Here is a 13,251-nt window from a genome sequence, read left to right as displayed (position 1 = left end):
AGCGGTGGAGCTACAGCTTCCGGAGGGTGTGGAGGGCCTCGATGCTGTGCTTCACGAGATGCGTCGCGGAGTACGGCCGGTCTTCCTCCGGGAGGCCGGACCATTCGATGGCCAGGTCCTCGGTGTAGGAGAGCCAGGCGTGGATCCGGAGGTAGTCGGCGGACGTCGGGTCGTCGGCCACCTCGGGGGTGCCGAGGTACGTGAGGATCCGCTTGGTCAGGCCCGCCCGGGTCTCGTCGTACACCTCGACCGCGAAGTCGTCACCGCCGGCGGCGCCGCGGACGAACGAGATGTACGCCGTACGGCGGCGCTCGATGAACGCGACGAACTGGGTCAGCATCTCGCGGAGCTGCTGCTCGGGGGCGAGCGCGTCGTCGGGCTTGGTGACGCGGAGCAGCCGGCGGCCGGCCGCGGAGATGACCGCGACGTAGTAGTCGCGCTTGCTCGGGAAGTAATGGAACAGCAGCCCGCGGGAGATGCCCGCGGCGCTCGCGATCTCGTCGATCGACAGCTCGTGGATCGGCTTGGTGCGAAGCATCATCAGGCCGAGCTTGACCAGTTGCTTCCTGCGCTCGTCCGCTGTCAGACGGTGTTCCATCTCTTGAGCATTGCTTAGACGCTGAGCTACGGTCAAGCTGAGGGAGAGGAGTCTTGATGGGGTTCGAACCTTCGGACCGGGCTCAGGACCTGATCGGGCGCGTGCAGTCCTTCCTGCGCACCGAGATCGAGCCGGCCGAGCCAGAGCTGCACAGCGCGATCCGCGCCTCCGGAGACCCCTGGCAGCCGCAGCCGATCATGAAGGACCTGCAGGCGAAGGCCCGCGAGGCCGGCCTGTGGAACCTGTTCCTGCCGCTCGCCGAGCCGGGCAACGAGCAGTACGGCGAGGGCCTGAGCAACCTCGACTACGCCCCGATCGCGGAGCTCACCGGCCGTTCCTTCATCGCGCCGTACGTCTTCAACTGCAACGCTCCCGACACCGGCAACATGGAGGTGCTGCTCCGGTACGGCAACGACGAGCAGCGGAAGCGCTGGCTGGAACCGTTGCTGGACGGCACTATCCGGTCCGCGTTCTGCATGACCGAGCCGGACGTCGCGTCCTCCGACGCCACCAACATGGAGGCGACCGCGGTCGTCGACGGCGACGACGTCGTGCTGAACGGCCGCAAGTGGTGGAGCACCGGCGTCGGCCACCCGGACTGCCGACTGCTGATCTTCATGGGCCTCACCGACCCCGAAGCCCACCGGTACGCGCGGCACACCATGGTGCTCGTACCGCGTGACGCCCCGGGCGTGAAGGTGGAGCGCCTGCTGCCGACGATGAGCAGGTACGACGAACCGTACGGCCACGGCGAGGTGTCGTTCACCGAGGTTCGGGTACCGACCGCGAACATCCTGGTCGGACCGGGCAGGGCGTTCGAGATCGCCCAGGGTCGCCTCGGTCCGGGACGCGTGCACCACTGCATGCGGCTGATCGGCCTGGCGGAGAAGGCGCTCGAGCTCGCCCTGCAGCGCGGTACCAGCCGGACCGCGTTCGGCAAGCCGCTCGTCAACCTGGGCGGCAACCGCGAGCGGATCGCCGAGGCGCGGATCGCGATCAACCAGGCGCGATTGCTGGTGCTGCAAACGGCGTACCTGCTGGACACCCAAGGGCTGGCCGGGGCGTTGAGCGAGGTCAGCCAGATCAAGGTCGCGGTGCCGCGGATGGCGCAGGACGTCGTCGACATGGCGATCCAGCTGCACGGCGGCGGTGGGCTGTCCGACGACTTCCCGCTCGCGGCCGCGTGGACGAGTGCCCGCGCGTTGCGGCTGGCCGACGGGCCGGACGAGGTGCATCGTGGGGTGGTCGCCAGGATCGAGCTGGCGTCGTACCTGTCCGCAGCTGTCGCTCAGGAGACCAAGTGAGCCGCGTCCTCGTCACCGGTGCCGCGAGTGGACTCGGCGCGGCGCTGGTCGCCCGCTTCGTTGCCGACGGCCACCAAGTGCTCGGTACCGACGTGGCCGAGGACGGCGGTACGTCGTACCTGAAGCTCGACGTCCGGAGCCCGGCGGACTGGGACGCGGCGGTCGCGTGGTGCGAGGACAACTGGGGCGGCCTGGACATCCTGGTGAACAACGCGGGCATCGCGACCGGCGGCCGGATCGACGTCGAGACGCTCGACGAGTGGGACCGGGTCGTCGACATCAACCTGATGGGCGTGGTCCGCGGGTGCCGGGCGTTCGTCCCGCTGTTCAAGCGGCAGCGGTCCGGGTACATCGTGAACACCGCGTCCGCGGCCGGGCTGGTGCATCCGCCGATGATGAGCTCGTACAACACCGTGAAGGCGGGCGTGGTCGCGCTCTCCGAGACCCTGTCGCACGAGCTGCGTCCGTACGGTGTCGACGTGTCGGTGGTCTGCCCGTCGTTCTTCCGGACGAACCTGGCCGACTCGATCCAGGGTGCCGACAGCGCGATGGGCGCGACCGCGCGACAGCTGATCGAGAAGTCGCCCCGGTCCGCGGACGACATCGCGGCCGTGGTCGTTGCCGGCATCAAGAAGAAGCGGCACCTGATCATCCCGGACCGGCCGGCCCGGATGGCCTACCTGAGCAAGCGGTTCGCGCGGCCGCTGTACGACCGGCAGATGCGCAAGGTCGCGGAACGGGCCCGGCAGCGGGCCGAGGCCAAGGATGGGTGATGGCGCGCGGGCCGTCCGCGACGAGGACGCGTTCGACGTACCGGCGGTCGACGCCTGGCTGCGGGAGCAGACCGCGGTACCGGACGGCCTGCCGGAGGTGAAGCAGTTCTCCGGGGGCGCGTCGAACCTCACCTATCTGTTGAGCTATCCGGGTCATGACCTCATCCTGCGCCGCCCGCCGGCCGGTACGAAGGCGAAGGGCGCGCACGACATGGGCCGCGAGTTCCGCATCCAGAAAGGGCTCAAACCGGTCTTCCGGTACGTGCCCGAGATGGTTGCTCACTGCAACGACGAGTCGGTGATCGGCTCCGAGTTCTACCTGATGGAGCGGGTCGCCGGGACGATCCCCGGGCACCACTCGCTGGGCGTCGACCTGACCGCGGCGCAGACCCGGCAGCTCGGGTTCACCTTGATCGACACGCTCGCGGAGCTGCACGCGGTCGATCCGGCGGCCGCCGGTCTGGCGGATCTCGGCCGCGGCGCCGGGTACGTCGAGCGTCAGGTCAGCGGCTGGACGGAGCGCTACCGCAAGGCGAAGACGTGGAACGTGCCGAGCTACGAGCGCGTGACGGCCTGGCTGGCCGCGAACCAGCCTGTGGATATCCGGACCTGCGTTATCCACAACGACTTCCGGCTGGACAACGTCGTGCTGGCACCGGACGACCCGCTGCGGGTGGTCGGCGTACTGGACTGGGAGCTCGCCACGCTCGGCGATCCGTTGATGGATCTCGGCAGCGCGCTCGCGTACTGGGTGCAGGCCGACGACGACTGGGCGTTCCGCCGGTTCAGGCTGCAACCGTCCGACGTCCCGGGCATGCTGACCCGCGACGAGATCGTGCAGTACTACGTGAAGCAGTCGGGGCTGCCTGTGGACAACTGGGCGTTCTACGAGGTGTTCGGGCTGTTCCGGCTGGCGGTGATCGCGCAGCAGATCTACTACCGCTACCACCACAAGCAGACCCGGAACCCGCGGTTCAGGAACTTCTGGCTCCCGGTCAACCTGCTCGAGCGGCGCTGCCGCCGAATCGTCCGGCAGGCGTAGATGTCGGTCATCTACCTGATCCGGCACGCGCAGGCGTCGTTCGGTGCCCGTGACTACGACAAGCTGTCACCGCTCGGCGAGCAGCAGGCCGCCCGGCTTGCGTCGACGTTGAGTGATGTCCGGGCGGACGTTGTCGTCTCGGGTTCGATGCGCCGGCATCAGCAGACGGCGACGCTCGCCGGATTCATCCCGGAGGTGGATCCGGGGTACGACGAGTTCGATTTCCAGGAGTTGCTCGTCGCCCACAAGCCGGCGTACAAACGGCACACGGTGATGGTGGCCGACCTGGCGCGCAGCGGGAACCCGAAGCGGGCGTTCCAGGAGATGTTCACGGCCGCGACCCAGCGCTGGATCGACGGCGGCGACGGGTACACCGAGCCGTTCCAGGCGTTCTGCGACCGGTCGGAGGCGGCGGTACGGCGTACTGCCGGGCGGCTCGGCAAGGGCGAGACGGCGCTCGTCTTCACGTCCGGCGGGCCGATCGCGGCCGTGGTGAGCCGGCTGCTGTCCGGCGGTGACGACCTGTGGACAAAGCTGAACCCGGTGACGATCAACACCGGGATCACGAAGGTCGTGTCCGGGCGCGGCGGGCTGACTGTGGTGAGCTACAACGAGCACGTCCACCTCGGTGCGGACCTGCTCACTCACAGATAGGACTCCCTCGATGCGACGGAACCTCCTGATCACCGGCGCCAGTTCCGGCCTCGGTGCGGAGATGGCGCGGCAGTTCGCCGCGAAGGGCCACGGGCTCGCGCTGACCGCCCGGCGTACGGATCGCCTGGAAGCGCTCCGGGACGAGCTCGCCGAGAGTTATCCACAGGCAAAGGTGGTTATCCACAGCCTGGATGTGACTGACCACGACCAGGTGTTCGAGGTGTTCCGCGCGATCGACGCCGAGCTGCCGCTGGACCGGATCGTGGTGAACGCCGGCCTCGGCAAGGGCGCGCCGCTCGGCACCGGACGGTTCGACGCGAACCGGGAGACCGCGCTCACGAACTTCGTCGGTGCGCTCGCCCAGGCGGAGGCGGCGCTCGAGCTGTTCCGGGCGCGGAACGCCGGGCACCTCGTACTGATTGCCTCGATCTCCGCGCTGCGCGGCTTCCCGAAGACGGTCACGACGTACGCCGCGACGAAGGCCGGGCTCGCCTCGCTGGGTGAGGGCCTGCGGCTGGAGCTGCTCGGCAAGCCGATCAAGGTCAGCACGATCTACCCCGGGTACATCCGGTCGGAGATGAACGACCGGGTCGAACACGCGCCGTTCATCGTCGACACCGAGCCGGGCGTGCGGGCGATGGTGGCCGCGATCGAGGCGGAGAAGGCGAAGGCGTGCGTGCCGGCGCGGCCGTGGTGGCCGTTGGCCCAGGTGATGCGGGTGGCGCCGCTGCCGTTGCTGAAGAGGCTGATCTGAATGCGGTGGGGACTGACCGTTCCGCTGACCGGCGTACCGCTGCGTGACCATCGGGCGCTGATCTCGGAGCTGTACTCGTTGGGGTACACGGACCTGTGGTCCGCGGAGGTGGCGGGCGCGGACGCGTTCACGCCGCTGGTGCTCGCATCCGAGTGGGACTCGTCGCTGCGGTTGGGGACGGCCGTCGTACCGGTGCACACGCGCGGACCGGCTGCGCTCGCGATGAGTGCCGCGGCGCTGGCGGACCTCGCGCCCGGGCGGTTCGTGCTCGGGATCGGGGCGTCCTCGGAGACGATCGTGACCGGGTGGAACGGGATCGCGTACGACCCGCCGCTGGCGCGGACCCGCGACGTACTGCGGTTCCTGCGGCAGGCGTTCGCGGGGGAGAAGGTCGACGGGGAGTTCGACAGCTTCACGATCAACCGGTTCCGGCTGGAGAAGGCGCCCGACGTACCGCCGTCGATCATGCTCGCCGCGCTGCGTCCACAGATGCTGCGGCTCGCTGCCCGGGAGGCCGACGGCGCGATCACCAACTGGCTGTCGGCGGACGACGTACGCCGGGTCCGCGCGGAACTCGGCCCCGACAAGGAACTCGCCGCCCGGATCTTCGTCTGCGTCACCGAGGACGCCGAGATGGCCCGCAACATCGGCCGCTACCTGATCGCGACCTACCTCACCGTCCCCGGCTACGCCGCCTTCCACGATTGGCTCGGCCGCGCCGACGCCATGCAACCAATGCGCGAAGCCTGGTCCGCCGGCGACCGCAACGCCGCCATGGCCGCGATCCCCGAATCCCTCATCGACGCCCTGATAGTCCACGGCACTCCCGCCGAATGCCGCACCCACATCAACCGCTACCTCGAAAACGGCCTCGACACCCCCATAATCGCCACCCTCCCCACCGGCACCAGCCTCCTAGAAACCGCCCGCTCCCTGTCTCCTCACTGACCGGACGGTGGCGGCGGCTTCTTGTGCTGTGGACTGTCGGTTGGGGATGATGTGTGCACCGTGTACGCTGTGTACACGGGATGGAGGGTGCGATGAGTTCGCAAGTTGACTATCGGAGTGTTCGCGAGGCGCGCGAGCACTTCAAGGACATTTTGGATGCCGCCGATGACGGGCGTCCGGCGACGGTGACGCGGGACGCGCGGCGGGTGGCGGCGGTGGATGCGGATCGACTGGTGCACTTTCTCACCAGCGTTCATCCCTCCGGCGCCCAGGTGGTCGCGGAGAACGACGGCTGGTCGATCATGATCCCGGGGCTTCCGGTCGCCGCCGACGGGGCGGACCTTGACGAGGCGGCGGAGGAGATGGTCGACGCGCTCCGTGCGTACGCCGAAGAGTGGGTCGACCACCTGCGGCTGGCACCCAACCACGCCGAGAACTGGGGACTCGTTCAGATCGTTGCGCTGTCTTTGGACGAGCAACTCCACGCCTGGCTGCTGGCCTGAGGCACACCGTGAGCGAACAACGTCGCCCGGCAACCCGAACAGACCACCAGAGCTTCTGCCTGGTCGAAGGCTGGACCGAACGCCGACGCGCTGACGGCAGACGAGGCAGCCACCACGTCAACTACGAACTCCCGTTGCCGGATGGCCGCATCCTGTACACGCGGATCAGCCACCCCGTCGATCGCACCGACTACGGCCCGTCGATCTGGGCGCACATCCTGCGGGACCAGCTCGCCGTGACGGGCGACGAGTTCTGGGCCTGCGTTGACGTCAAGGTGCTCCCGGACCGGCAGGGGCCCGAGTCTCCGGCCGAGGCGATCCCGGCGGGAGTTGTCAGGGCGCTGGTGGTCGACGCACACATCCCCGAGGCCGACGTGCGCGCCATGACCAAAGCGCAGGCGGTCCAGCGGTTGGCTGAGTTCTACACCGTTGGGCACTAGCTCAGCTCAGGCGGTTTTCGTGGAGCCAGGTGGTGGCTCGGCGGGGGGAGGCTCGGGAGAGCCAGGCGTCTTGGATCAGTTCGGTCAGTTCTTGTTTGGTGAGGGCGCTCAGGTCTCGGGCTCGGATGAGGATGGAGGGGTGGCCGTCGAAGTGAGGGGTGGTGAAGAACGGGGTGGTGTCGTCGGCGAGGAGGGCCAGTTTTTCGGACTCGGATTCGACCCAGATCATGATCACGTCGTCGTACTTCTCGCCGGTGAGTGGGTCGACCGCGTCGGGGCGGGGCGTGCGGAAGAAGACGAACGACTTGCCGCCGACCTGGTAGACGGGGCGGTCCGTCCCGTCGTCCCGCTCCCACTTGGTGACGTGCGGCATGCCCGCGGCGACCTCGTGCACATCCGCCACCCGAGCCTTCCGCGCCGCCATGTCTCCGAGTCTAGGGTTGCCCGGAAGCGTGCTTCAGCCGGAGGCTGCGGGGAGCCAGATCGTGAAGGTTGATCCGGCGCCTGCGCGGCTGGTGACGGTGATTCGGCCGCCGTGGGCTTCGGTCAGGTGTTTGGTGATGGCGAGGCCGAGGCCACTGCCGCCGGTGGTGCGGGTTCGGGAGACGTCGGCGCGGTAGAAGCGGTCGAAGAGGTGCGGTAGGTGCTCCTGCGCGATGCCGGTGCCGTTGTCGGTGACGGTGAGGTTGTAGCCGTCGTCGACGGAGCGTACGCCGACCAGGACCTGGCCGCCGGGCCGTGTGTACCTGATGGCATTCGAGACCAGGTTCCCCAGAGCCTGACGAATGCGCGCGCTGTCGACGACTGCGGGTGCGGGTGCAGACGTTGTGGAGATGAGGGTGACGCCGGCCGATTCGGCTTCGGGTTGGTGGGCCAGCACGACCTGCTGCGCGAGCTCGGTCAGGTCACGAGAAGCCGGGTGCAGGCGGAGCATGCCGGCGTCGGCGAGCGCCAGATCCTGGAGGTCGGCGACCAGGTGTTCGAGGAGTGCGGTTTCCTCGAGGAGGGAGGTGACGAGCGCGCCGTCGAGCGGTACGACGCCGTCCTCGGATGCGACCAGGTAGCCCTTGATGTTCGCGAGCGGTGTCCGTAGTTCGTGCGCGACGTCGCTGACCATCGCCTTGCGCTGGAAGTCGTGGCGCTGGATCGCCTCGGCCATGTCGTTGAACGCGTGACCCAGCCGCGACACCTCGTCCTTCCCGCTGACCGGGACCCGCGCCGCGTGGTCGCCGTTCCGCATCCGCTGCGTCGCTCCGGTCAGCGCGACGATTGGTCGCACCAACCGTCGGCCCGCGAACAGCATCACCAGCGCCGCGATCAGCAGTACCCCGAGCGCGGTGGCCGCCGTACGCAGCAGTCCCTCGCCGGCGAACACGTTGAACGTGCTCTTCGCCCCGAGATACAGCTTCGCCGGCGGAGCGACGTACGGCGTCAACGCCTGGACGCGGGCCTGGCTGACACAGTTCGCGAACGTCTCGGTGACCTCGGTGTTCGCGATCGGCTCGACGGCTCGCAGACCGAAGTAGTCGTTGATCTTGTACTTGATCCCGGCGGCGTCGAGGCATCCGGTGGAGCGGCGTACCTCGTCGTCGTTGACGATTTTCGCCTTCGCGCTCGGCGCGGTCAGGCCGGGCGGCAGGCACTCGCCCTTGGCCGGCGTGCCGGCGTTCACCCGGATACCGGCGATCGACTGGGTCGACTCGATCATCACCTGCGGGACGGTGCCGTCGACCTGCGCCACGCTCGCCGACTTGCCCTTCGTGGCGTAGCAGTCCACTGCCTGCTTCGCGAGCTGGTTCCGCTGCTTCAGTTCGTCGTCGGTCATGCCCCAGTCCGGATAGGCGATGAACGGCGGACCGGTCGCCGCGGTGGCTGCGAATCCGCTCACTACCGTCGCGCTCTTGCGCGCCTGATAGACGGTCATCGTGCCGCCCATCTTCCCCATCCCGCCGCCGCGCGCGTCGATGGTTGCCGCAGGCACCGAAGGGAGTTCGGGTGCGGCGCCGAGCATCCGGGCCGAGTCCGCGATCACCGACCCGTCCTCGGTGCTGACCGCGACCCGCCGGCCGAGCCGGTCGGCCAGGTCGTGCACGACTTTGTCCACCCCCGACCAGGTCGGATGGTCGGAGGCGTACTTCGACAGCTCGCCGTAGATCTCGCCGTCGACCTGCAACTGGCCGGTGTTCGCGTCGATCTCGCCCTGCAGCTTCTCTGTCGTGCTGTACGTCGCGATCAGCGCCGTGGCGATCACCGCCCCGAGCGCCACCGCGAGCGACAACCCGAGGAAGCGGACCAGCACGCTACGACGCATGGGTCGCCTCCTGGTTGTCGGACAGCTTGTAGCCCACGCCGTACACGGTCCGCAGGTACGTCGGAGCGCCCGGCGACAGCTCGATCTTCTTCCGCAGGTTCATCACGTGGACGTCGACGGTCCGGTCGAACACGTAGTGGTCGAAGCCGAACGCGTGCTCCAGCAGCTGCTGACGCGAGAACGCCCGCCCCGGCGAGGCGGCCAGGCAGGCGAGGATCTTGAACTCGGCCGGCGTCAGCTCGATCAGCTTGCCGGCCAGCCGGACCTCGTGCCGGGACGGGTCGACCTCCAGTTCGCCGATCCGGTACACCTCGCCCTCGGAGCGGATCCGGGTACGTCGCAGCACCGTCCGGACCCGGGCGACCAGTTCGCGCGGGTTGTACGGCTTGGTCAGGTAGTCGTCCGCGCCGAGGTCGAGCCCGAGCAGCAGGTCGTCCTCGGTGGAGCGGGCGGTCAGCATGATGATCGGTACCCCTGAACCACCTGGGCCATCCGCGCGCAGTACGCGGCAGACGTCCAGGCCGTCGACCTTCGGCATCATCACGTCGAGTACCAGCAGGTCCGGGCTGCGCCGGCGGGCCTCGTCGATGGCCTCCCGCCCGTCGTGCACGACGACGGTCAGGTGCCCTTCACGTTCGAGGTACCGCCGGATCAGCTCGGCCTGCTTGAGGTCGTCTTCCGCGACCAGGATCCGCGCCGGCATACCGATCAATGTCCCCGAAGTTGATGAGAATCCGATGAAGATCGGCTGAGAGCATCGGGTGCATACCGGTCCTTCACAGGTTCTTCACCACCCGGGCGGCACGCTCGACCGCCATGAAGAGCAAAACAGCACTCGCCCTGGTGGCGGTCCTCGCGTTGGCTGCCTGTGGCAACGGCAAGGCGCCGGTCGCGTCCGATCAGAACAGCGGCAAGAGTCCGCTCGCGGAGTACATGGGCGAGGGCTTCGTCAGCTCGTCCGGGGGCGGCGGCTCCTTCCGGATCGCGACCCGGGCGGGCGGTGCGCAGCAGCCGAGCGACGAGGATCTCGCCAAGCAGCGGAAGGTCGAGGACGCCACCGTCGCGTGTATGAAGGACGCCGGTTTCGAGTACGTCGCCGTACCGCCGGAGCAGCAGGCGAAGGGCAAGTTCAGCGACGCGTTCAACCTGCCGCCGGACAAGTTCGCCGAACAGTACGGGTACGGCGTCAGCACGATCGACTGGTCGAAGGCCGCGGACGACGGCGGCAACCCGAACACGAAGATCCGCAAGGGGCTCTCGCCGACCGCGCAGAAGGCGTACGACAAGGCGCTGAACGGACCCAACGCCAACGGGAACGGCACGGTCGTGATCCAAGGCGGAGGGCCGAGCTCGAGCGGCCAGATGGACCTCGGGTGCCGCGGCAAGGCGGTGAAGCAGGTGTACGGCGACACCAAGGGCAACATCGACTTCAAGAAGTTCGACAGCCTGTTCAAGGACATCCAGGCGCTGCAGAAGCGGATCGACTCCGACCAGCGGGTGGTGGACGCGACGAGCGCCTGGTCCGACTGCATGGCCAACGCCGGGCACGCCGGGTACAAGAAGGTCTCCGACCCGCGGGACGAGGTGCAGCAGAAGCTCGACGCGCTCACCGGCAACCAGCCGCCGGCCAAGGGTGGCCCGGCGAAGACGGTCACCGGTCCGCCGTCGTTCGACAAGGTCGACTCCGCGAAGCTGGCCGATCTCCGCAAGCGGGAGATCGAGCTCGCGGTCGCGGACCAGAAGTGCAAGGCCCACGGGTACGACGACTCGTACAAGAAGGTGCAGTACGAGCAGGAGAAGGAGTTCGTCGACCAGCACAAGGCCGAGCTCGAGGCGTACCGCAACGAGACGGCGAACCGGTGACCGCTTCGCCCAAGTCCCGCCGCCGGGTGCTGGTCAGCGTGGCCGGGGTGGCTGTGGTCTCGCTCGGGATCGGGGTGGCAGCGGGCAGCCGGATCAGCTCGCCGGAGGACGCCGCCGCGAAGACCGCCCCGCCGGCCGCGTCCCAGATCACCGTGCCGGTGGCGAAGAAGCTGCTGTCGAGCAAGGTGGTCGGGCGTGGTGACGCGTCGTTCGACGGGGCGGTGAACATCCGGGTCGAGACCGCCGGTCTGACCACGCCGCCGATCGTCACGGGCAAGGTCCCGACGGTCGGCTCGTCGATCACCGAGGGCAAGGCGCTGCTGGAGATCACCGGGCGGCCGGTGATCGGGCTGGCCGGCGTACTGCCGATGTATCGCACGCTGTCGCCGGGGAGCAAGGGGCCGGACGTGCTGCAGCTGGAGCAGACGCTCGAGCGGCTCGGGTACAACCCGGGGACCGTCGACGACCAGTACACGCTGTCCACGTCGGCCGCGGTGGAAAAGCTCTACGCGAACGCCGGGTACGACGCTCCCGCGCCGGAGGATCGGCTGACTCAGGCGGTCGACCAGGCGAAGAAACAGGTGGACGCGGCGAAGAAGCAGCTCCGGCAGGCGCAGTCGCAGCTGAAGGCGGCGAAGGATGCCAAGGCGAAAGACACCTCCGTACAGCAAGGTGCGGTCGACGACGCCCAGCAGAACCTGTCGGACGCCCAGCAGGCGCGCTCCGACGCCGAGTTCAAGGCCGGTACGCCGTTGCCGGTGTCGGAGGTCGTCTACGTGAAGACACTCCCGCGCCGGGTCGACGACGTGAAGGTGGAGCGCGGTGGGACCGTCAACGGCGTGGTGATGTCGGCGAGCGGCGCGTCGCTGGTCGTCACGCTCAAGGTCGACGCGGAGACCGCGCAGCGGCTGAAGGCGGGGATGGCGGCAGCGCTCGAGCTCAGCGACGGTACGTCGGTCGCGTCGAAGGTCCTGCGGGTGACGAAGAACGGGACCCAGTACGACGTGGTGGTCGCGCCCAACGCGCTGACCGGCAGCCAGTTGGCGCTGCTGCGGGACGCGAACGTGCGGGTGACGATCCCGGTGAAGAGCACGAGCGGCAAGGTGCTCGCCGTTCCGGTGGCTGCGTTGTCGTCCGGGTCGGACGGTGCGTCGCGGGTCGAGGTACTGCGGAACGGGAAGGTCGAGCTGGTTCCGGTATCGGTCGGGCTGTCCGCGGACGGGTTCGCGCAGGTGACGCCGAAGGGCGACGCGCAGCTGAGTGAGGGCGACCAAGTGGTGGTGGGGAAGTGAGTACCGCGGCGCCGGTGGTCGAGATGATCGGGGTACGGCGGTTCTTCCCGGGGCCGCCCGAAGTACGGGCGATCACGGGGATCGACCTGACCATCGGGCAGGGGGAGTACCTGTCGATCGTGGGGCCGTCCGGGTCCGGGAAGTCGACGTTGCTGCACCTGCTCGGGTTGTTGGACAACCCAACGGATGGGGTGTACCGGCTGGACGGCGTCGACACGATGAGCCTGCGGGAGCGGCGGCGGGCCGTACTGCGCGGGCAGCGGATCGGGTTCGTGTTCCAGTCGTTCCATCTGCTCGACCATCGGACCGTGCTGGAGAACGTCGCGCTCTCGATGGTGTACGTCGGGGTGCCGCGGCGGGAGCGGCTCGCCCGGGCCCGGGTCGCGCTGGAGCGGGTCGGGCTGGCGCACCGGATGGAGTTCGCGCCGACCACGCTCTCGGGTGGTGAACGGCAGCGGGTGGCGATCGCCCGGGCGCTGGTCGCGGAACCGAGCCTGCTGCTGGCGGACGAGCCGACCGGCAACCTGGACAGCAAGAACGCGGAGGCGATCCTTCAGGTGTTCGACGAACTGCACGGCGAGGGGATGACGCTCGCGGTGATCACCCACGACGACTACGTCAGCCGCCGCTCCCAACGCCAGGTCCGCATCGTCGACGGAACCCTCCAGTGGTAACCCAATCAGGCCCCCCGGACCCGACCGGCGGGCCGTCCACGTCGCAGCGGCGCCGGAGGCGGCCGCGGGTCGCCCTCGCGCGGCTCGTCCGGCGT

The 13,251-nt window shown here is 68.7% G+C and carries 15 protein-coding genes; 11 read left to right on the top strand and 4 right to left on the bottom strand.

The annotated features are described in order from the left end of the window. Positions 1-10: 10 nt before the first annotated feature. Complete coding sequence (locus JOF29_RS23835) at positions 11-598, bottom strand: TetR/AcrR family transcriptional regulator (RefSeq protein ID WP_209696696.1); 588 nt, start codon at positions 596-598, stop codon at positions 11-13. 56 nt (positions 599-654) lie between these two features. Between JOF29_RS23835 and JOF29_RS23830 the strand changes: the two genes are divergently transcribed. The 8 genes from JOF29_RS23830 to JOF29_RS23795 all read left to right on the top strand — a co-directional run bounded on the left by JOF29_RS23830 (position 655) and on the right by JOF29_RS23795 (position 7,016). Then, on the top strand, positions 655-1,902 hold the full coding sequence (locus JOF29_RS23830; protein WP_209696695.1) for an acyl-CoA dehydrogenase family protein: 1,248 nt from the start codon (positions 655-657) through the stop codon (positions 1,900-1,902). After that, positions 1,899-2,675, top strand: coding sequence for an SDR family NAD(P)-dependent oxidoreductase (locus tag JOF29_RS23825; RefSeq protein WP_209696694.1), 777 nt, complete (start codon positions 1,899-1,901; stop codon positions 2,673-2,675). Before JOF29_RS23830 ends, JOF29_RS23825 begins: the two co-directional genes overlap by 4 nt. Beyond that, a complete protein-coding gene (locus tag JOF29_RS23820) occupies positions 2,668-3,717 on the top strand; it encodes a phosphotransferase family protein (RefSeq protein WP_209696693.1) in 1,050 nt (349 codons plus the stop codon). Before JOF29_RS23825 ends, JOF29_RS23820 begins: the two co-directional genes overlap by 8 nt. Next, on the top strand, positions 3,718-4,371 hold the full coding sequence (locus JOF29_RS23815) for a histidine phosphatase family protein (protein ID WP_209696692.1): 654 nt from the start codon (positions 3,718-3,720) through the stop codon (positions 4,369-4,371). A gap of 10 nt (positions 4,372-4,381) precedes the next feature. After that, the gene (locus JOF29_RS23810; protein ID WP_209696691.1) at positions 4,382-5,125 is read left to right on the top strand and encodes an SDR family oxidoreductase; all 744 of its coding nucleotides are present in this window, start codon (positions 4,382-4,384) and stop codon (positions 5,123-5,125) included. Further along, entirely contained in the window at positions 5,126-6,073 is a 948-nt protein-coding gene (locus JOF29_RS23805; RefSeq protein ID WP_209696690.1) for an LLM class F420-dependent oxidoreductase, read from the top strand. A gap of 92 nt (positions 6,074-6,165) precedes the next feature. Then, on the top strand, positions 6,166-6,576 hold the full coding sequence (locus tag JOF29_RS23800; protein WP_209696689.1) for a RelB antitoxin-like protein: 411 nt from the start codon (positions 6,166-6,168) through the stop codon (positions 6,574-6,576). Between the two features lie 8 nt (positions 6,577-6,584). Further along, positions 6,585-7,016 (top strand): hypothetical protein, encoded by a 432-nt coding sequence (locus JOF29_RS23795; RefSeq protein WP_209696688.1) that lies wholly within the window; start codon positions 6,585-6,587, stop codon positions 7,014-7,016. A 1-nt stretch (position 7,017) separates the two neighbouring features. Here the strand turns inward: JOF29_RS23795 and JOF29_RS23790 are convergent, their stop codons facing one another. From JOF29_RS23790 to JOF29_RS23780, 3 genes are read right to left on the bottom strand one after another with little or no spacing between them, the layout of a single operon-like run. After that, entirely contained in the window at positions 7,018-7,440 is a 423-nt protein-coding gene (locus JOF29_RS23790) for an MmcQ/YjbR family DNA-binding protein (RefSeq protein WP_209696687.1), read from the bottom strand. A gap of 33 nt (positions 7,441-7,473) precedes the next feature. Then, positions 7,474-9,327, bottom strand: coding sequence for a sensor histidine kinase (locus JOF29_RS23785; protein ID WP_209696686.1), 1,854 nt, complete (start codon positions 9,325-9,327; stop codon positions 7,474-7,476). Continuing rightward, positions 9,317-10,030, bottom strand: coding sequence for a response regulator transcription factor (locus tag JOF29_RS23780; protein WP_209696685.1), 714 nt, complete (start codon positions 10,028-10,030; stop codon positions 9,317-9,319). Before JOF29_RS23780 ends, JOF29_RS23785 begins: the two co-directional genes overlap by 11 nt. Positions 10,031-10,143: 113 nt before the next feature. Between JOF29_RS23780 and JOF29_RS23775 the strand changes: the two genes are divergently transcribed. Genes JOF29_RS23775 through JOF29_RS23765 form a run of 3 tightly spaced genes read left to right on the top strand, consistent with a single transcriptional unit; the run spans position 10,144 to position 13,156 of the window. Further along, complete coding sequence (locus JOF29_RS23775; protein WP_209696684.1) at positions 10,144-11,190, top strand: hypothetical protein; 1,047 nt, start codon at positions 10,144-10,146, stop codon at positions 11,188-11,190. Next, positions 11,187-12,482 (top strand): peptidoglycan-binding protein, encoded by a 1,296-nt coding sequence (locus JOF29_RS23770; RefSeq protein ID WP_209696683.1) that lies wholly within the window; start codon positions 11,187-11,189, stop codon positions 12,480-12,482. The genes JOF29_RS23775 and JOF29_RS23770 overlap by 4 nt, the downstream gene beginning before the upstream one ends. A 23-nt stretch (positions 12,483-12,505) precedes the next feature. After that, the gene (locus tag JOF29_RS23765; RefSeq protein WP_209699968.1) at positions 12,506-13,156 is read left to right on the top strand and encodes an ABC transporter ATP-binding protein; all 651 of its coding nucleotides are present in this window, start codon (positions 12,506-12,508) and stop codon (positions 13,154-13,156) included. Positions 13,157-13,251 lie beyond the last annotated feature (95 nt).

Origin of the sequence: Kribbella aluminosa (genome assembly GCF_017876295.1) — a bacterium.
Classification (GTDB): Bacteria; Actinomycetota; Actinomycetes; order Propionibacteriales; family Kribbellaceae; genus Kribbella; species Kribbella aluminosa.
The sequence above is the reverse complement of the archived record's forward strand: the minus strand, read 5'-3'. Positions and strand labels throughout refer to the sequence as shown.

What these genes read in the sequence shown, in the direction of transcription:
- JOF29_RS23835 (WP_209696696.1), bottom strand. Translation starts at nt 598, where the DNA reads ATGGAACACCGTCTGACAGCGGACGAGCGCAGGAAGCAACTGGTCAAG.
- JOF29_RS23830 (WP_209696695.1), top strand. Translation starts at nt 655, where the DNA reads ATGGGGTTCGAACCTTCGGACCGGGCTCAGGACCTGATCGGGCGCGTG.
- JOF29_RS23820 (WP_209696693.1), top strand. Translation starts at nt 2,668, where the DNA reads ATGGGTGATGGCGCGCGGGCCGTCCGCGACGAGGACGCGTTCGACGTA.
- JOF29_RS23815 (WP_209696692.1), top strand. Translation starts at nt 3,718, where the DNA reads ATGTCGGTCATCTACCTGATCCGGCACGCGCAGGCGTCGTTCGGTGCC.
- JOF29_RS23810 (WP_209696691.1), top strand. Translation starts at nt 4,382, where the DNA reads ATGCGACGGAACCTCCTGATCACCGGCGCCAGTTCCGGCCTCGGTGCG.
- JOF29_RS23805 (WP_209696690.1), top strand. Translation starts at nt 5,126, where the DNA reads ATGCGGTGGGGACTGACCGTTCCGCTGACCGGCGTACCGCTGCGTGAC.
- JOF29_RS23800 (WP_209696689.1), top strand. Translation starts at nt 6,166, where the DNA reads ATGAGTTCGCAAGTTGACTATCGGAGTGTTCGCGAGGCGCGCGAGCAC.
- JOF29_RS23790 (WP_209696687.1), bottom strand. Translation starts at nt 7,440, where the DNA reads ATGGCGGCGCGGAAGGCTCGGGTGGCGGATGTGCACGAGGTCGCCGCG.
- JOF29_RS23785 (WP_209696686.1), bottom strand. Translation starts at nt 9,327, where the DNA reads ATGCGTCGTAGCGTGCTGGTCCGCTTCCTCGGGTTGTCGCTCGCGGTG.
- JOF29_RS23780 (WP_209696685.1), bottom strand. Translation starts at nt 10,030, where the DNA reads ATGCCGGCGCGGATCCTGGTCGCGGAAGACGACCTCAAGCAGGCCGAG.
- JOF29_RS23775 (WP_209696684.1), top strand. Translation starts at nt 10,144, where the DNA reads ATGAAGAGCAAAACAGCACTCGCCCTGGTGGCGGTCCTCGCGTTGGCT.
- JOF29_RS23765 (WP_209699968.1), top strand. Translation starts at nt 12,506, where the DNA reads ATGATCGGGGTACGGCGGTTCTTCCCGGGGCCGCCCGAAGTACGGGCG.